Origin of the sequence: Streptomyces cyanogenus, assembly GCF_017526105.1 — a bacterium.
Taxonomy (GTDB): Bacteria; Actinomycetota; Actinomycetes; order Streptomycetales; family Streptomycetaceae; genus Streptomyces; species Streptomyces cyanogenus.
The window spans coordinates 5,723,843-5,746,041 of the sequence record NZ_CP071839.1; the positions used below are offsets into that span (position 1 = coordinate 5,723,843).

The 22,199-nt window shown below is 71.0% G+C and carries 18 protein-coding genes, 1 pseudogene and 1 riboswitch; of the genes and pseudogenes, 14 read left to right on the forward strand and 5 right to left on the reverse strand.

Annotation, left to right across the window (positions count from 1 at the left end):
- Positions 1–280: 280 nt before the first annotated feature.
- The 12 genes from S1361_RS25885 (at position 281) to S1361_RS25940 (ending at position 14,448) form a co-directional block, all read left to right on the forward strand.
- On the forward strand, positions 281–3,439 hold the full coding sequence (locus S1361_RS25885; RefSeq protein WP_208034157.1) for a CHAT domain-containing protein: 3,159 nt from the start codon (positions 281–283) through the stop codon (positions 3,437–3,439).
- Positions 3,436–4,173, forward strand: coding sequence for a hypothetical protein (locus S1361_RS25890; protein WP_208034158.1), 738 nt, complete (start codon positions 3,436–3,438; stop codon positions 4,171–4,173). Before S1361_RS25885 ends, S1361_RS25890 begins: the two co-directional genes overlap by 4 nt.
- A 210-nt stretch (positions 4,174–4,383) precedes the next feature.
- Positions 4,384–5,199: an SOS response-associated peptidase gene (locus tag S1361_RS25895; RefSeq protein WP_208034159.1), complete on the forward strand. Its 816-nt coding sequence runs from the start codon at positions 4,384–4,386 to the stop codon at positions 5,197–5,199.
- Between the two features lies 1 nt (position 5,200).
- Entirely contained in the window at positions 5,201–5,827 is a 627-nt protein-coding gene (locus S1361_RS25900; RefSeq protein ID WP_208034160.1) for an alpha/beta hydrolase family protein, read from the forward strand.
- A 255-nt stretch (positions 5,828–6,082) separates the two neighbouring features.
- Positions 6,083–6,778 (forward strand): sigma-70 family RNA polymerase sigma factor, encoded by a 696-nt coding sequence (locus S1361_RS25905; protein WP_208034161.1) that lies wholly within the window; start codon positions 6,083–6,085, stop codon positions 6,776–6,778.
- The gene (gene rsrA / locus S1361_RS25910; protein WP_208034162.1) at positions 6,775–7,086 is read left to right on the forward strand and encodes a mycothiol system anti-sigma-R factor; all 312 of its coding nucleotides are present in this window, start codon (positions 6,775–6,777) and stop codon (positions 7,084–7,086) included. Before S1361_RS25905 ends, rsrA begins: the two co-directional genes overlap by 4 nt.
- A 154-nt stretch (positions 7,087–7,240) precedes the next feature.
- Positions 7,241–8,545: an HD-GYP domain-containing protein gene (locus S1361_RS25915; RefSeq protein WP_208034163.1), complete on the forward strand. Its 1,305-nt coding sequence runs from the start codon at positions 7,241–7,243 to the stop codon at positions 8,543–8,545.
- Positions 8,542–9,825 (forward strand): HD-GYP domain-containing protein, encoded by a 1,284-nt coding sequence (locus S1361_RS25920; RefSeq protein WP_208034164.1) that lies wholly within the window; start codon positions 8,542–8,544, stop codon positions 9,823–9,825. The genes S1361_RS25915 and S1361_RS25920 overlap by 4 nt, the downstream gene beginning before the upstream one ends.
- Positions 9,826–9,924: 99 nt before the next feature.
- Positions 9,925–10,905 (forward strand): hypothetical protein, encoded by a 981-nt coding sequence (locus S1361_RS25925; protein ID WP_208034165.1) that lies wholly within the window; start codon positions 9,925–9,927, stop codon positions 10,903–10,905.
- Positions 10,906–11,029: 124 nt separating this feature from the next.
- Entirely contained in the window at positions 11,030–11,680 is a 651-nt protein-coding gene (gene def / locus S1361_RS25930; RefSeq protein WP_208034166.1) for a peptide deformylase, read from the forward strand.
- A 291-nt stretch (positions 11,681–11,971) separates the two neighbouring features.
- Positions 11,972–13,057, forward strand: a complete 1,086-nt coding sequence (cyc1, locus tag S1361_RS25935; protein ID WP_208036771.1) for an epi-isozizaene synthase — start codon at positions 11,972–11,974, stop codon at positions 13,055–13,057.
- Positions 13,054–14,448 carry a bifunctional albaflavenone monooxygenase/terpene synthase gene (locus S1361_RS25940; RefSeq protein ID WP_208034167.1) on the forward strand — a complete coding sequence of 465 codons (1,395 nt, stop codon included), beginning with the start codon at positions 13,054–13,056 and terminating at the stop codon, positions 14,446–14,448. The genes cyc1 and S1361_RS25940 overlap by 4 nt, the downstream gene beginning before the upstream one ends.
- 19 nt (positions 14,449–14,467) lie before the next feature.
- Here S1361_RS25940 and S1361_RS25945 read toward each other — a convergent pair whose 3' ends face one another.
- The gene (locus tag S1361_RS25945) at positions 14,468–15,430 is read right to left on the reverse strand and encodes a GlxA family transcriptional regulator (protein WP_208034168.1); all 963 of its coding nucleotides are present in this window, start codon (positions 15,428–15,430) and stop codon (positions 14,468–14,470) included.
- Between the two features lie 93 nt (positions 15,431–15,523).
- Between S1361_RS25945 and S1361_RS25950 the strand changes: the two genes are divergently transcribed.
- Both S1361_RS25950 and S1361_RS25955 read left to right on the forward strand, forming a co-directional pair.
- Complete coding sequence (locus tag S1361_RS25950; protein WP_243769298.1) at positions 15,524–15,733, forward strand: hypothetical protein; 210 nt, start codon at positions 15,524–15,526, stop codon at positions 15,731–15,733.
- A pseudogene (locus S1361_RS25955) lies at positions 15,730–16,174 on the forward strand (hypothetical protein). Before S1361_RS25950 ends, S1361_RS25955 begins: the two are co-directional and overlap by 4 nt.
- 7 nt (positions 16,175–16,181) lie before the next feature.
- Here the strand turns inward: S1361_RS25955 and S1361_RS25960 are convergent.
- From S1361_RS25960 to S1361_RS25975, 4 genes are all read right to left on the reverse strand, one after another.
- Positions 16,182–17,195, reverse strand: coding sequence for a ribonucleotide-diphosphate reductase subunit beta (locus S1361_RS25960; RefSeq protein ID WP_208034170.1), 1,014 nt, complete (start codon positions 17,193–17,195; stop codon positions 16,182–16,184).
- On the reverse strand, positions 17,195–19,564 hold the full coding sequence (locus S1361_RS25965; protein ID WP_208034171.1) for a ribonucleoside-diphosphate reductase subunit alpha: 2,370 nt from the start codon (positions 19,562–19,564) through the stop codon (positions 17,195–17,197). The genes S1361_RS25960 and S1361_RS25965 overlap by 1 nt, the downstream gene beginning before the upstream one ends.
- Before the next feature lie 127 nt (positions 19,565–19,691).
- A riboswitch (cobalamin riboswitch) is annotated at positions 19,692–19,825 on the reverse strand.
- Positions 19,826–20,201: 376 nt separating this feature from the next.
- Positions 20,202–21,830 carry a monocarboxylate uptake permease MctP gene (mctP, locus tag S1361_RS25970; protein WP_208034172.1) on the reverse strand — a complete coding sequence of 543 codons (1,629 nt, stop codon included), beginning with the start codon at positions 21,828–21,830 and terminating at the stop codon, positions 20,202–20,204.
- Entirely contained in the window at positions 21,827–22,090 is a 264-nt protein-coding gene (locus S1361_RS25975) for a DUF3311 domain-containing protein (RefSeq protein WP_208034178.1), read from the reverse strand. Before S1361_RS25975 ends, mctP begins: the two co-directional genes overlap by 4 nt.
- Positions 22,091–22,199 lie beyond the last annotated feature (109 nt).

The following is a 22,199-nucleotide window of genomic DNA, read 5'->3' on the forward strand; positions in this document are numbered from 1 at the left end:
TCTGACGCCCACGGTCCCGCTGCCGGAGGTGCTCGCAGTTGTGCACCCTCTGGACTCGGACGCACCGCTCCCGACTCGGCGGGCCTGCGAGGTGCCGGCCGCCTCACGGGCCTCGGGGACGACCCCGCGTCACTCGAGCACCGAGTGCCGTGGAGCGCTTGCCGCGCGATAATGGGCAGAGGACACTTCCAGGCATCGATTCCCGGAGCCTGGCCCGCCCGGCTGACGGAGATGTCCTCGCGGAGGCCGAAGCATGGGGTTGTGGGACCGCTTACGCCGGATGCGCTCCGCAGGAGCGGACACCGGGGACGAACCCGATCTCGGCCCGCTGATGGCCCTTCACCGTGATGTGCACAGCGGCAGCTTGGATCTGGACGCCGCCAAGCAGCGCGCCGCGGAACACGGCGCGCGCGGGGAAGTGACGGCCCAACTGGCCATCGCCCTGAGCCAGGCCGCGGTGCGGGCCAGTGACGAGACCTGGCGGGGTGCGCTGCCCGGCGCGGAGCTGGCCTACGAGGCGATGCGCGCGGGGCACCGGGCCCGCCCGGACGACCCCGCCATGGCCGAGGCGTGGGTGGCGACCGGCGCCGATCTGGTGGAGGTCCTGCACCGCGGCCTGATCGAGCACGGTGACCTGCGGCTGTATCTGCGAGCGACCGGCGTCGCGGACGACACCGTCCGCGCGGCAGGGGACCTCGGGCTCCCGCGACTGCAGGGCCTCGTGTCTCTGCGCCTGGGGCTGCTGTTGCTGGACGCCTACACCGCGGGACGTTCGCCGGTCGGGTACGACAGTCAGTTCGTCGCATGGATGGACAAGGCACTGCAGGCCAACGACCCGGATCTGCAGTTCCTGGTGTCCCGTCCGATCACTCCGGACGGTGAAGCGGACCAGTCTCCCGCCCCAGCGTCCTGGCCGCCACCCCTGGAAGCGCTCGACCGGGCCGAGACGCACTTGCGTGAAGCTCTGCCCCTGATCATTCCGGAGCGACGCGGTCGCGCGCTCAAGGCTCTGGCACAGGCGATCGAGTGGCGGGGGTGGCTCGGCGGGGAGCGGAACGACGACGAGCTCAGGTCGGTCGCCGAGCAGGCGTTGCGGGAGCTGGACCCCGACGACACCCAACCGCGTCTCGCCCTGGCCGCCATGCTGCAACGGCTCGGGCACTCTGGCCATGGCGACGCCCTGGACCATGACCTGCGGGACGCGGAGCAGGACTGGGCGAGCTTCAGGGCGCGCACCGAACCGGCCACGGCCTGGGACATCCTTGCCCAAGGGGCCTCCTACCTGCAGGAGACCGATCCGGAACGTGCGCTGCGACTGCTCGCCCGGCAGCGCGAACTGCCGGAGCTGTGGGCGGACGACCTGCGCCGCAGCCGGCACTTCCACGCCGTGCTCAGCCTGTTCGCCGAGGCCCACCGCCCGGACTGGGCTCAGGCCGCGTGGGACGGCGACATCGAGGGCACGGCCGGACGAGCGATCGCGGCGGCCGCCGAGGCCGCTTCACCCGAGGATGCCCGGGAGGCCGCGGCCGCCCTGCTCACCGTGATGCTCGCCACCACCCGCCCGGGTGTCGACCGGGAGGAGGAGGGGCTGGAACTGGTGGACACGCTGTTCGGGCTCGACGCCGCCCTCTGGGCGGAGCACGAGGAGGCGGTCCACTTCCTGGTGGCGGGTCTGCTCCGGGGCGCGGGCGTCAACCGGATGCATGCCGGGGACGTGGACGATGCCGGCCGCTACTACCGCGCGGCGGCCGACGGTTTCCGCGAACTGGCCATGCCGGTGCCGATGGTGCAGTGCCTGGAGTACCTCGACGACGTGGTCAGAGCGGGCACCACCACACTCGACGAACTCACCGCCTGGCTGGCCGCACACTCCCTCACCGTCGAGCTGGCGGCCCCTGGATCGGCCCCTGCCGCGGTGCACAGGCTGGCCACCCATCTGCTGGCCGGCCAGGTGTCCGCGGGGACCTCGGCCGAGGTCGTTCAGCTGCTGCTCCAGGTCATCAAGGGGCGCCGGTTCGCTGCGATGCTGGCGGAGGGAACCCGCGACTTCCGCCTGGACGAGCGCACCCGCTCGCTGCTAGGCCTGGCGGCCGAGGCCGAGGCGGCGCTGTCCGAGGACTCGGACATCCTGCGGCCGGAGCCGTTCGACGCGGCATTGGGGGACGACGACCTGCTGACGGCCTGGGTGGACGAGTACGAGAAGGGACCTTCACAGACCCCCGAGGACCGGCTGGCCGGACTGCAGCGCGCGGTCGAACGGCGGCTGTCGGCCGCTCTGCTGCCGACATCGGCGCCGCACCTGGTGCCGCTGGCGGAGATCCAGCGGCGCCTCGACTCCCGGACAGCCCTCCTGCTGCTGTTCGAGGGAGCCGGGGTCGACGGCAACGTCACCATGGGCCAGTTGCTGATCACCAGGGATTTCGAGTACGCCGCCATCGGCACGGAGCAGATGCCCGCGGGCACCATCCGCATGTCCGACCGGGGCCGGACCGTGACGGTGCCCGCGAGCGGGGTCTACGTGGGCGCGCTGCGCCGGGCCATCCACATGTCCGATCCGGGTCCCTTCGATGTGACACCGCAGGCCGCACAGGATCTCGCGGGCGCGGCCGACCGCTACGCACGCGCGGTGAACAACTGCCGGGACCGTCTGACGGCCGCCGGAGTGGACCACCTGGTCGTCGTCCCGCACGGCGCCGGCCGCTATGTCCCCGTCCACCTCGTCGGCCCTCCGGGACATCCGCTCGCCGACGACTGGACCGTCACCTATCTGTCCAACCTCGCCCAACTCTTCGCCGATCCCCGGCCCGCACCGCCACGGGACGGCGTCGGCGTGTTCGCGCTGTCCTACACCGACCAGCCCGAACTGCCCCGGCTCGACGACTCCGTGGACGAGGCCCGCACCATCGCTGACGTCTGCGGTACGACGGCCCTGGTGGACGCGGCGGCCACCGAGGCCGCCTTCACCCGTGCCCTGGAGACACGCAGGTACGTCCACCTGCGGGCACACGGCCGGCTGTACGTCGACGCGCCGAGCTTCCACACCGTGTTCCTGCATCCGGCGCGAGGGCCCGAGGGGCACGACGGACGGTTGCGGGCCTACGAGATCCTTCCCCTCGACGTGACCGGCCTGGAGCTGGTCACGCTGGGAGCATGCGAGACGGCGCTGGGCCGGGTGGACCAGTACGACAACCCGCGAGGCCTGCCCGCGGCCCTGCTGCTGGCCGGCGCGCGCGCAGTCGTCGGGACGCTGTGGCCCGTCCTCGCTTCGGCGAGCACCTACTTCTTCGCCGAGCTGTACCGAGGTCTCCTGCACGACGACCTCGATGTGCCGACGGCGTTCAGGGCGGCGCAGCGCGCGACGCGCACCCGGTTCCCCGCATACCGGGACTGGGGAGCCTTCTATCTGGTCGGCGGACTGACGAGGGAGTCAACGGCATGACGAGCCTGGACATCACCGATCCCGTGCTGGAGCCGGTCACCCTCGACCTCGCGCAGCGGGTGACGCTCGGATCGCGGCGGCAGCCGCCCGACGAGCAGCCCGGACGCATCGCACTGGGCAGGCCCGTCTGCCTGCCCCTCGACCTGGCCACGGTGGACGAAGAGGCCCGGATCTTCCTCTCGGGCAGACCGGACTCCGCGTTCTGGCTGCTGGCCCTCGTCTGCAGCTTCCGGGCCGTCGAGGACGAGCCGATGGAGTCGGCCTGGCTGAATGTCCGGCTCCGCACCGTGCGGCCCGCCGGAGCGGAACCACCGACGGCGTGGTCGATGGAACCGCTGGCTCTGGCCGATGCGGTGGAGGTGAGCAAGACCGTCAGCCTGGACGCCGAACTGAAATTGACCTCCGTGCTGGTCCCGATCGAGGTCGGTCCCTCGGCGGGCCGCGAGTGGACGCGCAGCTACGAGCGGTCGGAGACCTATGTCCAGGCCCATGCCGAGGGCAGCGCCCAGCCCTCCTGGTTCTTCACCCGGACCCCGGTGCGGGAGATCGACGGCGTGCACCGGCTGCGCACGGTCGTCGAACTGCCCGCGACCGCCGTGGGGGAGGCCGAGGTGTCGGTTGGCGCGACACTCAAGCTCAAGCGCTGCGGCCTGATTCCGTACCGCACCGATCCGGACCGCGTGCCGGCGCCCCGGACGGTGCGTCTGGAGCGGCCGTCCGCCCCCACGCAGTGACCCCGCCATCGTGTACGTGATCCGTTACGGCTGGTCGCCATACGGCCTGTGACAAGGGGTCGCTTCGACCGTGCTCGGCACGGTCTGCCACTCTTGGACGCGTCCCGGTGGCTGCGACACAAGAGCTTCAAGGAGACGGCGGACCCGTACGGGCACTTCGCCCGCTGGCTGGTGCTCCAGCGTTTCCGCAGGTCGGAGGGGTGATCACAGATGTGCGGACGGTATGCATCGAGTCGTAGGCCCGAGGATCTCGCCGGAATCTTCGAGGTCGAGAAGTGGGAGCCCGAGGAGAGCCTGGAGCCCGACTACAACGTGGCGCCGACCAAGGAGGTCTACGCCGTCCTGGACCGCCCCCTGAAAGACGCGGACTCCTCGCGTCCGGTCCGGCAGCTGCGCAGGCTGAAGTGGGGGCTGGTGCCGTCCTGGGCCAAGACCCCCGAGGGCGGCGCCCGGATGATCAACGCCCGCGCGGAGACAGTGCACGAGAAGCCCGCCTACCGGCGCGCCTTCGCCGCCCGCCGCTGCATCCTGCCGGCCGACGGCTACTACGAGTGGGTCACCGGCTCGCAGGAGCGCGAGCTGGAGGTGGAGGGCAGGAAGAAGCGGCCCCGCAAGCAGCCGTACTTCGTGCTGCCCGCCGACGGCTCGGTGTTCGCGATGGCCGGCCTGTACGAGTTCTGGCGCGACCGCACCCTGCCCGACGACCACCCGCAGGCCTGGTGGGTCACCTGCTCGGTGATCACCACCGAGGCGGAGGAGACCCCGCTGGCCGTCGCCCCCGCCGAGGGCCCGCGCTCCCTCGCCGACATCCACCCCCGGATGCCGCTCATGCTCACCCCGGACCGCTGGGACGCCTGGCTCGACCCCGCCCGCACCGACCCCGACGACCTGCGCGGACTGCTCGCCCCGCCGCCCGCCGGCCTGATGCGCGCCTACCCGGTCCCCACCGCCGTCAGCAACGTCCGCAACAACGGCCCGGAGCTGCTGAAGGAGCTCGAAGCGCCGGAAGAGGGCACACTCTTCTAGCGTGATCGAGATTGTCGAGACCGACGCCGGGACCGCCCGCATCACGTGGCACAAGGCGAAGCAGGCGCGGCTGGTGCTGGCCGTGAGCCACGGTGCGGGCGGTGGCATCGAGGCACGGGACCTCCAGGCGCTCGCCCGGGTGCTCCCGGAGCACGGTGTGACCGTGGCCCTCGTGGAACAGCCCTGGCGCGTCGCCGGGAAGAAGGTGGCCCCCGCGCCGAGGACCCTGGACACCGGGTGGCGGGGCGTGTGGCCCGCGCTGTCCGGGATGGAGCTGCCGGTGATCTCCGGCGGCCGCAGCGCGGGCGCCCGGGTCGCCTGCCGCACGGCGGCCGAGCTGGGCGCGCACGCCGTGCTCGCCCTGAGCTTCCCGCTGCACCCGCCGGGCAGGCCGGAGAAGTCGCGGGCCGCGGAGCTGCTGGGCGCCGGGGTGCCCACGCTGGTCGTGCAGGGCGGGAACGACCCCTTCGGGAAGCCGGCGGAGTTCCCGGAGGGTGGTTTCGCACTGGTCGAGGTGCCGTACGGCGATCACGGCTTCGCCGTGCCCAAGCGCGCCGAGCTCACCCAGGAACGGGCGCTGGAGATCATCACCGGCGGGGTTCGGGAGTGGATCGCGTCACTCGGGTGACCCGGGAATGCCGGGCTCCGGCGCGCTGTTGACCCCGACAGAAGTGCTGGAGGCCTCGGCACCGACGTCGTAGGAGAGGAAGTCCGCCGCATGGGTTCGACCATCTGCCCGAGCCATACGCGTAGCGCTGACCTGGACTGGACGGTGCTGCACGCGGCGAAGACCGCGCCTATTCGAGGGGCGGCAGGCACGGGTCGTGTTCTATCCTCCGAATCGAGTGGGACCGGTTTCGGTCCCGCCCGGGATCTTGAGGAGGTGGGTCCGGTCACTGGGACCGACGCAGGGACCGACAACGGCCAGGCGGAGCTGCCCGAGGGCCAGGGCGCCAGCACGGACGCGTCCGATGAGACGACCGTGGAGCGCAGCGCGCGCTTCGAGCGGGACGCGCTCGAATTCCTCGACCAGATGTACTCGGCCGCCCTGCGCATGACGCGCAACCCGGCCGACGCCGAGGACCTGGTGCAGGAGACGTACGCCAAGGCGTACGCGTCCTTCCACCAGTTCCGCGAGGGCACCAACCTCAAGGCTTGGCTGTACCGGATCCTCACCAACACCTTCATCAACTCCTACCGCAAGAAGCAGCGCGAGCCCCAGCGCTCCGCCGCGGAGGAGATCGAGGACTGGCAGCTCGCCCGCGCCGAGTCGCACATGTCGACCGGTCTGCGCTCCGCCGAGTCGCAGGCGCTCGACCACCTGCCCGACTCGGACGTGAAGGAAGCGCTGCAGGCGATCCCCGAGGAGTTCCGCATCGCCGTCTACCTCGCGGATGTCGAGGGCTTTGCGTACAAGGAGATCGCGGACATCATGGGGACACCCATCGGTACGGTGATGTCCCGGCTGCACCGGGGCCGTCGTCAACTGCGCGGCATGCTGGAGGACTACGCCCGCGAGCGTGGTCTGGTCCCGGCGGGCGCCGGAGAGTCGAACGAAGCGAAAGGCTCGGGCTCATGAGCTGCGGAGAGCCGCACGAGACGGACTGCAGTGAGGTCCTCGACCACCTGTACGAGTTCCTCGACAGCGAGATGCCGGACGTCGATCGCGACAAGTTCCAGCACCACTTCGAGGAATGCTCGCCGTGCCTGGAGAAGTACGGCCTGGAGCAGGCCGTGAAGAAGCTGGTGAAGCGGTGCTGCGGGCATGACGACGTGCCCGCCGACCTGCGGGCCAAGGTCATGGGCCGGATCGAGCTGATCCGCTCCGGGCAGACCGTGTCGGAACGCGACGTGACCAAGGCCCCCGCGGCACCGCAGGAGTCCTGACCCCCAGGGGCCACCGGAAAGATCACGCAAGGGATCACGCACGGGGCGTATCACCCGAACGTGCTAATCCTCAGGTCATAAGCCCCGAACCCCCCGATCCCGCCCTACGCTCCGAGCCTGGACAGGCACGGTCGGGGGATCGGGGAGGGGCGTGATGGACGCGGTACCGGCGAGGGCACGCGGCTATGTGGCCGCCGTCGCCCTCCTGACCGTCCTCTGCCTGCTGCCCCTGCCCGCCGGGCACACCCCCTGGGGGGCGCTCGGCCTACTCGCCGCGCTCTGCGCGGTCTGCGAGCACGCCGTACGCCGCCGCTTCGGCGGCACCTTCTACCCGGTCCTGCTCGCCGGCGCGTTCCTGCTGCCCCCGGCCGCCGCCGCGCTCGTCCCGGTGCCCGCCGGGCTGCTCTCCCCGGTCGCCCACCGGCCCGCCCTGCCCCGGCGGGTGTGGCGGGCCGCGCAGCCCGCGCTCGCCGTGTGGGCCGCCTCCCGGGTGCACGGCACGCTCGGCGGCCGGGACGCCGTCGCCGGCTCCGACTTCCCGCACGCCCTGCTGCCCGCCGGCGCGGCCGTGCTCGCCTTCTGCCTGGTGCTCACCGTGCTCGACGGCGGGCTGCGCGCTGCGGTCGGCCTGGTGCCGCCGCGCCGGGCCTGGCGCGGACTGCTGGCCCGCTCCCTCGCGCCCGTCGCGGTGCACGGACTCGCCGGCCTGATGATGGCCGTGCTGTGGCGCAGCCCCTACGGCCCGGTCGCCGCGCTGCTCGTGCTGCTGCCGATGTGCGTCTCCTGGTGGGTGTTCGCCCAGTACCACCGCGAACGCGCGGCCCACCAGGCCACCATCCGCGCCCTCGTCCAGGCCGTCGACATCAAGGACGGCTACACCCGCGGCCACAGTGAACGCGTCGGACACGCCTCCGTCCTGATCGCCCGTGAACTCGGCATGGACGACGAACGCGTCGAGGTGCTGCGCTTCGCCGGCATCCTGCACGACGTCGGCAAGCTGGGCGTGCCCACCCGGCTGCTGCGCAAGAACGGCCCGCTCACCCCGGAGGAACGACGGATCATCGAGCTGCACCCCGAGTACGGCCACGAGATGGTCCGCGGCATCTCCTTCCTCGGCGAGGCCCGCGCGGCCATCCTCCACCACCACGAACGGCTCGACGGCAGCGGCTACCCGTACGGCCTGGCCGGCGACCGGATCCCCGAGTGCGCCCGGATCGTCGCCGTCGCGGACGCCTTCGACGCCATGACCTCCACCCGCTGCTACAGCCGGGCCCGCCCGGTCGAGGCCGCCGTGGCCGAACTGGAGCGCTGCGCCGGGAAGCACTTCGACCCCCGCATGGTCGGCGCGCTCGTCCGCGCCCTGGCCCGCTCCGGCTGGCACCCGGCGGTCACCGCCGACGAACCGGCGCAGGACACCCCGACCGCCGGGCGGGCCGCCGACAGCGGGGCGCCCCGATGACCGCGCTGCGGCTCATCCACGGCGCCGCCGCCCTCGTGGCGGCCGGCTCCCTCGCCGTCACCCTGTGGACCGGCCTGGAGGACCGCGGCGTCGCGCTCGCCTTCGGGATGCTCATAACCGTCGGCGAGCTGACCCGGTGGAGCGACGCCCAGGCACGGCGGCAGGCCGCGCCCCTCGGCGCCGCCGGCTCCATGGCGTACGCCCTGCTGGGCGCCGACGCCGGGCGGCCCGGTCACCACGACGCCGCCCAGGTCATCACCGTCGTCCTCGTCGCCACCCTGCTCGGCGCCGTCCCGCACATCTGGTCCGGCGGCAGCCCCACCGTCGATCACCTGGCCCGCCGCCTGCTCACCGTCGGCTTCGCCGCCGTCTGCTTCCAACCCCTCTACAGCCAGGGCGTCTTCGTCTCCTGGGGCGGCCCCGCCTACGCCCTGCTGCTGCTCACCCTGCTCGCCCTCACCTCCCTGTGCGGCGCCGTCCTGGCCGCCGCGCTCGCCCACAGCCGCACCCGCTGGCCGTTCGGCCCGCTGCTGCGCGAGGAACTGCGCGGCCTGCTCGGCATCGGCTCCACCGTCTGCGCGACCGGCGCGGTGATGGCGCTCGCGGTCGCCGTCGTCGGCCTGTGGGCGCTGCCCGTGTTCTGCCTGCCCATGCTGCTCGTCCAGCTGTCCCTGCGCCGGTACACGGCCGTCCGCGCCACCTACCGGCAGACCATCGCCTCCCTGGCCCGCGCCACCGAGATCGCCGGCTGCACCCCCGCCGGGCACGCCCACCGCGTCGCCGCGCTCAGCCAGGCCGTCGGCCGCGACCTCGGCCTGACCGGCCGCGAACTGACCGTCCTGGAGTACGCGGCCCTGATGCACGACATCGGCCAGCTCAGCCTGGTCGACCCGGTCCCGGGCGGCGCCACCGCGGCGCTGCCCGCCGCGGAGCAGCGGCGCATCGCGCTGCTCGGCGGGGCCGTCGTCCGGCAGACCGGCGTCGACGCGGCCGTCGCGGTCGTCGTTGAGCGGCAGGCCGATCCCTACCCGGAGCAGCCGCTCGCCGCCCGGATCGTGCGGGCCGTCAACGCCTACGACGAGATGACCCGGGACGCCGGCCCCGACGGTCCCCTGCGTGCGCTGGAGGAGCTGCGTCTGGGCACCGCCGGGGACTACGCTCCCGAGGTCGTGGAGTCGCTCGCCCGGGTGCTGGCCCGGCCGCCGGGCGGCCGTGAGCGGGTGTCCGTGCGGAGAACGGGACTGTCTGACCCCGTGCCCGGCTGGGTAACCCATGGGTAATGAGCGCCTTTCCCGCCGCACGTGGTTGGATGCGAGGGAGAGGGTGTCCGGGGGCACAAGCCAGCCCACAGCGGGAAATGGAACTGGCAGGCGGGAATCGTGAGGATCTTCGGCAAGGGACGGCACCGGCCCTCCGCCTCCTGGCGGCAGGCCACCGACCGGGCGTTCACACTCATCGGGGACGGCCGGTACGAGGACGCGGGCGAGCTGCTGACACGCGCCGCCGATCTGGAACCCTGGATGTCGGAGTCCTGGTTCAACCTCGCCCTGCTGCACAAGTTCCGGCACGACTGGGAGCAGGCCCGCGCGGCCGGACTGCGCGCGGTCGCCCTGCTCGACCGCGAGACCGGGGCGCCCGACTGGTGGAACGTCGGCATCGCCGCGACCGCCCTGCAGGACTGGCCGCTGGCCCGCCGCGCCTGGCAGGCGTACGGGCTGAAGGTGCCCGGGGCCTCCGCGGCCGCCGCGGAACCCGTCGGCATGGAGCTGGGCAGCGCGGCCGTACGGCTCTCCCCGGAGGGCGAGGCCGAGGTGGTCTGGGGCCGCCGGCTGGACCCGGCCCGGCTGGAGGTGCTCTCCATCCCGCTGCCCTCGTCCGGGCGGCGCTGGGGCGAGGTCGTCCTGCACGACGGCGTCCCGCACGGCGAGCGCACCACCTCCACCGGGCACTCCTACCCGGTCTTCGACGAGATCGAGCTGTGGGCGCCGTCGCCCGTGCCCACCTGGGTGGTCCTTCTGGAGGCGGCCACCGAGGCCGACCGGGACGCGCTGGAGCAGCTGGCCGCCGACGCCGGGTTCGCCGCGGAGGACTGGTCCTCCTCGGTGCGGCTGCTGTGCCGGATGTGCAGCGAGTCCCGGATGCCGTCGGACGAGGGCGAGGGCGTCCACCTCGACCCGCACGACCACAGCGAGCCCGGGCACCCCGGGCCGCTGGGACACCGCACGGACGGGCAGCTGTGGGTGCCCGAGCGGGAGTGCGGGGTGGCCGCGCCGGCCTCGCTGGTCCGGGGTCTGCTCGACGGGTGGGTCGCCGACAGTCCGGATTCGCGTGACTGGCGGGACCTCGAAGAGGTGTGCTGAGGACTGCGTGCGCCCACGCGGCGGAGCCGCATGTCGGACGGCGTCCCGCGCCGCTCCGGGGCGCCTGCACGTAACCTGTACCAGCAACATCTCCCCGGTTCTTTGAGGAAGGCGTACGTCGGTCATGGCGCAGCAGGACACCGATCAGCAGCACGCGGGCGTGCTCCCCGTCGACGACGAGGGCTACGTCGTCGACACGGAGGACTGCGAGGAGCGCGAGAGGGCCTGGCGCGAGCGCGGCACCTCGCGGCCGATCACGGTCGTCGGCAACCCGGTGCTGCACAAGGAGTGCAGGGACGTCACCGAGTTCGGCGAGGAGCTGCAGCAGCTGGTCGCCGACATGTTCGCCAGCCAGCGCACCGCCGAGGGCGTGGGCCTGGCCGCCAACCAGATCGGTGTCGACCTGAAGGTCTTCGTCTACGACTGCCAGGACGACGAGGGCGTCCGGCACGTCGGCGTGGTGTGCAACCCGAAGCTGGTCGACCTGCCCGCCGAGCGGCGCCGGCTGGACGACAGCAACGAGGGCTGCCTGTCCGTCCCCACGGCCTACGCGTCGCTCCCGCGTCCCGACTACGCCGAGGTGACCGGCCAGGACGAGCAGGGCAACCCGATCAGGGTCCGCGGCACCGGATACTTCGCGCGCTGTTTGCAGCACGAGACCGACCACCTCTACGGCTACCTGTACATCGACCGGCTGTCGAAGCGGGACCGCAAGGACGCGCTGCGGCAGATGGCCGAGAACGAGCCACGCTACCCCGTCGTCGCCAACGACTGACCAGCGCAGCGCACTTGGGGCGCCCGGCCGGATCCTCCCTGGCCGGGCGCCTTCGTGTTGCCCGGTTCGTTCGGGAGTGCGTCGTACAACCGATCCCTTCCACTGGTGCTACTGATCCTTTATCAGTCACGCAAGGGGGGATTCTCGGCACCGTGGGGTAGTGAGTGAAGCAAATCCGTTCCCACGGCGGTCAGTTGTGGTGCTGAATGGACGTGGGGGATACGCACCGGCGCACGCCCCGGCACAACGGGAGGGGTGTGCGCTTCCTGGCGGCTGAGAGGGGTTTGTTCTGTGCATGCTTTCCCACACAGCACCACAGCGACGGCGACGGCGGTCGTAGTCCCACCCGCACTGGCACTCCCGGTGATCGAGTCGGCCTTTCCCCGGCAACTGCATCCGTATTGGCCACGACTCCAGGAGAAGACACGCCGCTGGCTCCTGGAAAAACGGCTCATGCCGCCGGCCAAGGTGCAGGAATATGCCGATGGACTGTGCTACACCGATCTCATGGCGGGGTACTACACCGACGCCTCCGACGACGTCCTGCAGGCCATAGCCGACTACAGTGCCTGGTTCTTCGTCTGGGACGACCGCCACGACCGCGACATCGTGCACGGCCGGGCGGGCGACTGGCGGCGGCTGCGGTACCGGCTGCACGCGGCTCTCGACGCACCCAGGCACCATCTGCACCACCCCGACCCGCTGGTGGCGGGCTTCGCGGACAGCGTGCTGCGGCTCTACGGCTTCCTGTCGCGCACCTGGAACCAGCGGTTCGCCCGGCACTTCCACGCGGTGATCGAGGCGTACGACCGGGAATTCCGCAACCGCACCCGGGGACACATACCCGGCGTCGAGGAGTATCTCGCCCTGCGCCGTCTCACCTTCGCGCACTGGATATGGACGGACCTCCTCGAACCCAGCGCCGGATGTGAACTGCCGGAAGCGGTGAGGAACAATCCGGCGTACCGTCGGGCGGCATTGCTCAGTCAGGAATTCGCCGCCTGGTACAACGATCTCTGCTCGCTGCCGAAGGAAATAGCGGGCGACGAGGTGCACAATCTCGGGATCAGCCTCATCACCCATGCGGGGCTGACCCTCGAAGAAGCGGTGGACGAAGTCAGGCGGCGCGTCGAGGAATGCATCAGTGAGTTCCTCGAAGCCGAACGGAAAGTCCTGCAATTCGCCCGCGACCTCGACGACGGAACGGTCCGCGGCAAGGAACTGAGCGCCGCCGTCCGGTCCTGCGTCGGCGCCATGCGCAACTGGTTCGGCTCCGTCTACTGGTTCCACCACGAGTCCGGCCGGTACCGGGTCGACAGCTGGGAAGACCGGTCCACGCCCCCGTACGTCACGAACGAAACGGCAGGTGAGAAATGACCGTCGAGTCGGTGAGCCCCCAGAGTCCCCAGAGCCCCGCGACCCCCGCCGCACCATCGCCCGAACTGCGCGAACCGCCGCTGGCCGGAGGTGCCGTACCGGTCCTCGGCCACGGCCTGAGGCTGGCCCGCGACCCGCTCGCCTTCATGTCCGGGCTGCGCGAGCACGGAGACGTGGTACGCCTGAAGCTCGGCCCCAAGACGGTGTACGCCGTCACCACACCGGCCCTCACCGGAGCCCTGGCCCTCAGCCCCGACTTCAAGATCGACGGTCCGCTGTGGGAGTCCCTGGAGGGTCTGCTCGGCAAGGAGGGCGTGGCCACCGCCAACGGCCCCCGGCACCGCCGGCAGCGGCGCACCATCCAGCCCGCCTTCCGGCTCGACGCCTTACCCGGCTACGGCCCGGTGATGGAGGAGGAGGCACACGCGCTGACCGAGCGCTGGCAGCCCGGCTCGACCGTCGACTGCACCTCCGAGTCCTTCCGGGTCGCCGTCCGCATCGCCGCCCGCTGCCTGCTGCGCGGCGAGTACATGGACGAGCGCGCGGAACGGCTCAGCACCGACCTCGCCACCGTCTTCCGCGGTATGTACCGCAGGATGGTGATCCCGCTCGGCCCGCTCTACCGGCTGCCGTTCCCGGCCAACCGCGAATTCAACCGGGCGCTGGCCGATTTGCATCTGCTGGTGGACGAGATCGTCGCCGAGCGGAGGGCATCTGGTCAAAAGCCGGACGATTTGCTGACGGCATTGCTGGAGGCGAAGGACGACAATGGCGATCCCATCGGGGAACAGGAGATCCACGACCAGGTCGTCGCGATACTCACCCCCGGCAGCGAAACAGTGGCGTCCACGATCATGTGGCTGCTGCAGGTCCTCGCCGAACACCCGGAACACGCCGAGAAGGTACGGACCGAGGTCGAATCCGTGACCGGTGGCCGACCCGTCGGATTCGAGCACGTCCGCTCACTCACGCACACCAACAATGTCGTCGTCGAGGCCATGCGGCTCAGGCCCGCCGTATGGATATTGACCCGGCGCGCGGTGACCGACACCGTACTCGGCGGCTATCGCATCCCGGCCGGGGCGGACATCGTCTACAGCCCGTACGCCATCCAGCGCGACGGCCGCTCCTACGCCCGCCCTCTTGACTTCGACCCCGACCGCTGGCTGCCCGAGCGGGCCAGGGACGTACCGAAGTACGCCATGAGCCCGTTCAGCGTGGGCAACCGCAAGTGCCCCAGCGACCACTTCTCCATGACCCAGCTCAGCCTGATCACCGCGGCGGTCTCGGCGAAGTACCGCTTCGAGCAGGCCGGCGGGTCCGACGACACCACCCGCGTCGGCATCACCCTCCGCCCGCACGACCTGCTCCTGCGGGCGATCCCCTGGTAGGCCCGGCACCGGCGCGCGCTCAGGCGGCCCGCGGGCCCCTGAACGCGCGCCGGTAGGCGTTCGGGGTCGTGCCCAGCGCCCGGAGGAACTGGTGGCGCAGCGCCGCGGCCGTACCGAACCCGGTGCGCCAGGCGATGGTGTCCATCGTCTCGTCCGTACCCTCCAGCAACTCCTGTGCCAGCAGCACCCGTTGGCGCAGGATCCAGCGGTAGGGGGTGGTCCCGGTCTCCTGCTGGAAGCGCCGCGCGAAGGTGCGCGGCGCCATGTGGGCGCGGGCGGCGAGCTGCTCGACCGTGACCTCCTGGTCGAGATGGGCCTCCATCCAGGCCAGCACCTCCCCGACCGTGTCGCAGGGCGTCTTCGGCAGCGGCCGTTCGATGAACTGCGCCTGTCCGCCGTCCCGGTGCGGCGGCACCACCATGCGGCGGGCGATCTTGTTGGCCACCTCCGGGCCCTGCTCCTTGCGCACGAGGTGCAGACAGGCGTCGATCCCGGCGGCGGTGCCGGCCGAGGTGATCACAGGGTCCTCGTCGACGTACAGCACGTCCGGCTCGACGGTGAGCCGGGGGTAGCGCCGGGAGAGCTGTTCGGCGTGGTGCCAGTGCACCGCGCACCGCCGCCCGTCCAGCAGCCCGGCCGCGGCCAGCAGGAACACCCCGGAGCAGACGCTCAGCACCCGCGTGCCGCGGTCCACGGCCCGCCGCAGCGCCGCCAGCAGCTCCGGCGGATACTCGCGCTCCGCATACGCCTCACCGGCCGGTACGGCGATCAGATCGGCCTCCTCCAGCCGCTCCAGGCCGTACGGCGTGGACACGGTGAACCCGCAGTGCGTGCCCAGCTCGGGCCCCTCCGCCGACACCACGGCGAAGTCGTACACGGGCAGCCCCTCGTCGCTGCGGTCGATGCCGAACACCTCGCACACGACACCCAGCTCGAAGGGATGCACCCCGTTCAGCAGCACGGCGGCCACGTTCTTCAGCATGCTGCCAGTGTGCCTCGCCAGTGGCAGTAATTCGAGGGTCTACGGCAGTCCTGCCACTGCCGGTAAGGAGTATCCGGCGCGACAGTGGTGTCCATGAACGGAAACCAGATCGAAGGCCTCATCGGAATGCTCGCCACCCTCGGGATCCTGGTCCTGCTGGTCCTGCCCTCCGCGCTCGGTGTCCTGCGCGACCGGCGCATCGACCGGCAGATCAGGCAGGCCCGGCAGCCGGGGGCACCCAACCGGCCGGCGCAGGAGCCCCGGCGCCACGGCAGGCGCCACGGCGCGGCCCGTCCCGCCTGACACAAAGCGCCCTGACGCTGCTGACCGCGACGGGCGCCCACGCGGAGGGCAGGGGAGACATCCGCGTGGTGAAGACCGTCGTCAACAAGGGCGGGAACGTGATCGTCGGGACGTCGAAGAAGGTGACGTTCCCCCACAGCGACGACGCCGACAGCAACAGGCTGGCCGGTGTCTGGCAGGTCAACGCCACCGTCAAGGCGAACGACGGCGACTACGGGATCTCCGACCGTGGCCCAGGGTGCCGGGCCGACCGTCACCGGCAAGCTGTCCCGGGCGAACTGGGAGGACCTGAAGTACCAGAGGACCGTGCGCACGGGCGACGCCGGAAGGCTCGGCACCAAGGTCACCGTCATCTCGGCGGGCAGCCGGCGCTGGTGCTTCCCCGGCACGACGACGACCGCGCGGATCGTGTCGGCCGGGGACGCGGTGAAGCTGAAGTAACGGCCGCTCAGAAGTCCTCGTCCAGGTCGACCGTGCCTTCCACGGCGACCTGGTACGCCGACGGGCGGCGCTCGAAGAAGTTCGTCAGCTCCTGGACGCCCTGGAGTTCCATGAAGGAGAACGGGTTCTCCGAGCCGTACACCGGGGCGAAGCCGAGGCGGGTGAGACGCTGGTCGGCGACGCATTCGAGGTACTGCCGCATGGAGTCGGTGTTCATGCCGGGCAGGCCGTCGCCGCACAGGTCGCGGGCGAACTGCAGCTCGGCTTCGACGGCCTCCTTCAGCATGTCGGTGACCTCCTGCCCAAGCTGGTCGTCGAAGAGCTCGGGTTCTTCCTTGCGGACGGTGTCGACGACGTCGAAGGCGAAGCTCATGTGCATGGTCTCGTCGCGGAAGACCCAGTTGGTGCCGGTGGCGAGGCCGTGCAGGAGGCCACGGCTGCGGAACCAGTAGACGTAGGCGAAGGCGCCGTAGAAGAAGAGTCCTTCGATGCAGGCCGCGAAGCAGATGAGGTTGAGCAGGAAACGGCGGCGGTCGGCCTTGGTCTCCAGGCGGTCGATCTTCTCGACCTCGTTGATCCACTTGAAGCAGAACTCCGCCTTCTCGCGGATGGAGGGGATGTTCTCCACGGCGGCGAAGGCGGCGGCGCGGTCGTCCGGGTCGGGCAGGTAGGTGTCCAGCAGGGTCAGGTAGAACTGGACGTGGACGGCTTCCTCGAACAGCTGCCGGCTCAGATAGAGGCGCGCTTCGGGGGAGTTGATGTGCTTGTAGAGGGTGAGCACCAGGTTGTTCGCGACGATCGAGTCGCCGGTCGCGAAGAACGCGACGAGGCGGCCGATGAGGTGCTGCTCCTCGGGGGTGAGCCTGGCCAGGTCGGCGACGTCGGAGTGGAGGTCGACCTCCTCGACGGTCCAGGTGTTCTTGATGGCGTCCCGGTAGCGCTCGTAGAAGTCGGGGTAGCGCATGGGGCGGAGAGTCAACTCGAAGCCGGGGTCGAGCAGGTTGGTGTTTCGGCTGGTCATTACTGGCAGGCCTCGCAGGACTCGGGGTTTTCCAGGGAGCAGGCGACCGCGTCGGGCTCGGCGATCTGCTGCACGGGGACGGGCTTGGCGGCCTGCGCCTGGCCCTGGGCGGCGCGGGCGATGCGCGTCGCGGGACGCGAGCGCAGGTAGTACGTGGTCTTCAGGCCCGACTTCCAGGCGTAGGCGTACATCGAGGAGAGCTTGCCGATGGTCGGCGTCTCCAGGAACAGGTTGAGCGACTGGGCCTGGTCGAGGAAGGGGGTGCGGGCGGCGGCCATGTCGATGAGGCCGCGCTGGGGGATCTCCCAGGCCGTGCGGTACAGCTCACGCACGTCCTGAGGGATCCAGAGGAAGTCCTGCACCGAGCCGTTGGCCTCGCGCAGGGCCTCGCGGGTGCGGGCGTCCCAGACGCCGAGGTCCTTCAGGTCCTGCACCAGGTAGGAGTTGACCTGGAGGAACTCGCCGGAGAGCGTCTCGCGCTTGAACAGGTTGGAGACCTGCGGCTCGATGCACTCGTACACACCCGCGATGGACGCGATGGTGGCCGTCGGCGCGATCGCGAGGAGCAGCGAGTTGCGCATGCCGGTCTCCGCGATGCGCCTGCGGAGGGCGTCCCAGCGCTCCGGCCAGGTCAGGTCGACCTCGTAGTGGTCGGGGTGGAGGACGCCGCGGGCGGCGCGGGTCTGCTCCCAGGCGGGCAGCGGGCCGTTGCGCTCGGCGAGGTCGGCGGAGGCCTCGTAGGCGGCGAGCATGATCCGCTCGGCGATCCGGGTGGACAGGGCCTTGGCCTCGGCGGAGTCGAAGGGCAGGCGCAGCTTGAAGAAGACGTCCTGGAGGCCCATCGCGCCGAGGCCCACGGGGCGCCACTTGGCGTTGGAGCGGCCCGCCTGCTCGGTCGGGTAGAAGTTGATGTCCACGACCCGGTCGAGGAAGGTGACGGCGGTGCGGACCGTCCGGTCCAGGCGCTCCCAGTCGATGTCGGCGTCCCGCACGAAGGCGCCGAGGTTGATCGAGCCGAGGTTGCAGACGGCGGTCTCGCCGTCGTCGGTGACCTCCAGGATCTCGGTGCAGAGGTTGGAGGAGTGGATGACGTTGCCGGGCTCGGCGGTCTGGTTGGCGGTGCGGTTGGCGGCGTCCTTGAAGGTCATCCAGCCGTTGCCGGTCTGCGCGAGGGTGCGCATCATCCGGCCGTACAGCTCCCGTGCGGGAAGGGTCTTCCTGGCCAGGCCGGCGGCCTCGGCCTTGCGGTAGGCGGCGTCGAACTCCTCGCCCCACAGGTCGACCAGCTCGGGGACGTCGGCGGGGGAGAACAGCGACCACTGCGCGTCGGCGTTGACCCGGCGCATGAACTCGTCCGGGACCCAGTGGGCGAGGTTGAGGTTGTGGGTGCGGCGGGCGTCCTCGCCGGTGTTGTCCCGCAGTTCCAGGAACTCCTCGATGTCGGAGTGCCAGGTCTCCAGGTAGACCGCGGCGGCGCCCTTGCGCCGGCCGCCCTGGTTCACCGCGGCCACGGACGCGTCCAGGGTCTTCAGGAACGGCACGATGCCGTTGGAGTGCCCGTTCGTCCCCCGGATCAGCGAACCCCGCGAGCGGATACGGGAGTACGACAGCCCGATGCCGCCGGCGTGCTTCGACAGGCGGGCCACCTGGTGGTAGCGGTCGTAGATGGAGTCCAGTTCGTCCAGCGGCGAGTCCAGCAGGTAGCAGGACGACATCTGGGGGTGCCGCGTGCCGGAGTTGAACAGGGTGGGGGAGGACGGCAGGTAGTCCAGGCGGCTCATCAGGCCGTACAGGGCCGCGACCTCGTCCACCGAGCGGGGCGTGTCGTCCTCGGCGAGGCCGCTGGCCACGCGGAGCATGAAGTGCTGGGGCGTCTCGACGACCTTGCGGGTGATCGGGTGGCGCAGCAGGTAACGGCTGTAGAGGGTGCGCAGGCCGAAGTAGCCGAAGCGGTCGTCGGCCGAGGCGTCGACCAGTGCGTCGAGCCGCTCGGCGTGCAGGCGCGCGAACTCGGCGGTGCGGTCGGCGATGAGGCCCTCGCGGTGCCCGACCGCGACGGACTCGGTGAAGGACGTCACGCCCTGCGAGGCGGCCTCGTCCCGGATGGTGAGGGTCAGCAGCCGGGCGGCCAGCTTCGAGTAGGCGGGGTCCTCGGAGATCAGGCCGGCGGCCGCCTCCGTGGCCAGCTCACGCAGCTCCGCCTCGTCGGCCCGCGCGGACCGGCCGCGCAGCGCGGCGGCGGCGATCCGGCCCGGGTCGGCGTCGGGCAGGTCGGCGGTCAGCTCGGTCAGGGTCCGCAGCAGTGCGGTCCCGGGACCGTCGGTCTCCAGTTCGCTGACTGAAGCCGGGTCGGCTGGCGCGATGGTCACGTGGGGCTCTCCCTCAGCTCGGCACGGGGGCCCGGCGGAGGGCAGGAGGCAGCCACGAGCGCGCACGGCGTCGCGTCCACCGGCCCACTCCACGAGGCCCGGACGTTCGGAACCCACCCGGACCGGACGTCCGGGTGTGCTGCCGGCAGGTCGTCGGACTCAACAGGCGCGCGGATGCACGCAGGTACACCGTTGCGGGACAGTTCCGGACTCGCACCGGATTCCCCTGCGGCGACAGCGATCACGAGCATACATCTAGTGCCGGGTTCTCATGTCACCCCCAGATGTTGTGCCGGTCCGGTGTCGGGGGCCACTTGCCGGGCGGCGGCGCGGACGGTGCGTGCTTCCTGGGAAGCAGTTGCCCGCGGGGTCCCGGGTGCCGGGAAGACGGGCCTCGTGCACCAACGCCGACCGGGTCGTGCGGACCGTTGCCGTGCTCGCCGCGTTCGCCTGGGGGCGCAGGGCGGGTACACCCTGGTCTCGCGTACCACCGGGCCGGGCGGCACCACCTCGTGCGGCCGTCTCGGCGATGCCCGGGCGTACCCGCGACGAAGCCCTGCCGTTCGGTTCATCCCGGCGGCGCGGGGCGGCCGGCTGATCCGAACGACAGGGCTCGGGGCCCCGATCGAGGCGTGGGCTAGTGCGCGCTGCCCGCGGTGGCCGGCGGCAGCTCCACCTGCACCCCGGGGTCGCCCGCGTCGGCCGTGTAGTCCTGCGGCCTGGTCTCGTCGACGCCGTCGGGGGCCTTCACGGCCCTCAGGACGACGGTCAGGACCACGGTCACCAGAACGTTCAGGACGAACGCCGTCAGGCCGATGTAGCCGATCTCGCCGATGCCCGGGATCTCCTTGGCGTTGCCGCCGAAGTGCTTCTGGGTCGGCGAGGCGATGCCGTACGCGGCGGCCGTGCCGTAGATCATGCCGGCCGCCCAGCCGGCGAGCAGCGCCCAGCGGTGGAACCAGCGGGTGAACAGGCCGCCGACCAGGGCCGGGAAGGTCTGCAGGATCCAGATGCCGCCCAGCAGCTGGAAGTTGATGGCGACGGTCTTGTCCATGGTGAGGACGAAGACCAGCGCGCCGACCTTCACCAGCAGCGACACCAGCTTGGAGACCTTGGTCTCCTGCTGGGCCGTCGCGTCGGGCTTGATGAAGTCCTTGTAGATGTTGCGGGTGAAGAGGTTGGCCGCCGCGATGGACATGATCGCCGCCGGGACCAGGGCGCCGATGCCGATCGCCGCGAAGGCCACCCCGGCGAACCAGTCCGGGAACATGTCCTCGAACAGCTGCGGGATGGCCAGCTGGCCGTTGCCGACCTTCACCCCGGCCGCGATCGCCATGAAGCCCAGCAGCGCCAGCAGACCCAGCATCAGGGAGTACAGCGGCAGGATCGTGGTGTTGCGGCGGATCACCTCACGGCTCCTGGACGACAGGGTCGCGGTGATCGAGTGCGGGTACATGAACAGCGCGAGCGCGGAGCCGAGGGCCAGCGTGGCGTACGTCCACTGGTTCGCCTCCCCCGGGGCCAGCGCGCCGCGCGGCTTCCCGGTGTCCGGGTTCACCTGGCCGAGCGCGTGGCCCGCCTTGGCGAAGACGTCGTCGAACCCGCCCAGCTTGATCGGGATGTAGATGATCGCCACCGCGATGACGATGTAGATCAGCGTGTCCTTGACGAACGCGATCAGCGCGGGGGCGCGCAGGCCCGAGGAGTACGTGTACGCGGCCAGCACGCCGAAGGCGATCAGCAACGGCAGGTCCTTCACGAACCAGTTGGTGTTCTCGCCGCCGCCGACGCCCATCACGTCCAGCACGGCCTGGATGCCGACCAGTTGGAGCGCGATGTACGGCATGGTCGCCAGGATGCCGGTCACCGCCACCGCCAGCGACAGGCCCTTCGAACCGAACCGGCCGCGCACGAAGTCGGAGGTGGTGACGTACCCGTGCCGGTGCGAGACCGACCACAGGCGCGGCAGGAAGGTGAAGATCAGCGGGTACACCAGGATCGTGTACGGCACCGCGAAGAAGCCGGACGCGCCCGCCGCGTAGATCGCCGCCGGTACGGCGACGAAGGTGTACGCCGTGTACAGGTCGCCGCCGAGCAGGAACCAGGTGATCCAGGTGCCGAAGGACCGGCCGCCCAGACCCCACTCGTCCAGGGAGTGCTCGTTCTCGGCCCTGCGCCAGCGCGCGGCCAGGAAGCCCATGACCGTGACGGCCAGGAAGAAGAAGATGAAGACGCCGAGCGCGACGCCGTTGACGCCGTCCTTCACTTCGCCGCACCCCCGTTCGCACCCTTGCGGGCGCGCTGGTCACGCTGCCAGAGCTTGTACGCCAGCATGGTGAGCGCGGTGGAGATCAGCACCCAGAGCATCTGGTACCAGTAGAAGAACGGGATCCCGATGAACGCGGGGTCGGTCTTGGCGTACGAGCCGACCCAGAGCATCGCCACGAAGGGCGCGACGAGACACAGTGCGATGATCACCCGGCCCGGCGTCACCACCGGTGGTCTCACTTCAGGCGTTTCGGACATGCCACGGCTCCGTCCCCTCGCTGATCACCTGGGTAATGCGCAGGCAATCTAGGTGACGCCGTCGTGGCAGTGGAAGACCTCGTCCGCATCTCGGTATATCGATTCAGCG

Bases quoted from the DNA above. Each gene is read 5' to 3' on its own strand.
- S1361_RS25885 (WP_208034157.1), top strand. From the start codon at position 281: ATGCGCTCCGCAGGAGCGGACACCGGGGACGAACCCGATCTCGGCCCG.
- S1361_RS25890 (WP_208034158.1), top strand. From the start codon at position 3,436: ATGACGAGCCTGGACATCACCGATCCCGTGCTGGAGCCGGTCACCCTC.
- S1361_RS25895 (WP_208034159.1), top strand. From the start codon at position 4,384: ATGTGCGGACGGTATGCATCGAGTCGTAGGCCCGAGGATCTCGCCGGA.
- rsrA (WP_208034162.1), top strand. From the start codon at position 6,775: ATGAGCTGCGGAGAGCCGCACGAGACGGACTGCAGTGAGGTCCTCGAC.
- S1361_RS25915 (WP_208034163.1), top strand. From the start codon at position 7,241: ATGGACGCGGTACCGGCGAGGGCACGCGGCTATGTGGCCGCCGTCGCC.
- S1361_RS25920 (WP_208034164.1), top strand. From the start codon at position 8,542: ATGACCGCGCTGCGGCTCATCCACGGCGCCGCCGCCCTCGTGGCGGCC.
- def (WP_208034166.1), top strand. From the start codon at position 11,030: ATGGCGCAGCAGGACACCGATCAGCAGCACGCGGGCGTGCTCCCCGTC.
- S1361_RS25940 (WP_208034167.1), top strand. From the start codon at position 13,054: ATGACCGTCGAGTCGGTGAGCCCCCAGAGTCCCCAGAGCCCCGCGACC.
- S1361_RS25945 (WP_208034168.1), bottom strand. From the start codon at position 15,430: ATGCTGAAGAACGTGGCCGCCGTGCTGCTGAACGGGGTGCATCCCTTC.
- S1361_RS25950 (WP_243769298.1), top strand. From the start codon at position 15,524: ATGAACGGAAACCAGATCGAAGGCCTCATCGGAATGCTCGCCACCCTC.
- S1361_RS25960 (WP_208034170.1), bottom strand. From the start codon at position 17,195: ATGACCAGCCGAAACACCAACCTGCTCGACCCCGGCTTCGAGTTGACT.
- S1361_RS25975 (WP_208034178.1), bottom strand. From the start codon at position 22,090: ATGTCCGAAACGCCTGAAGTGAGACCACCGGTGGTGACGCCGGGCCGG.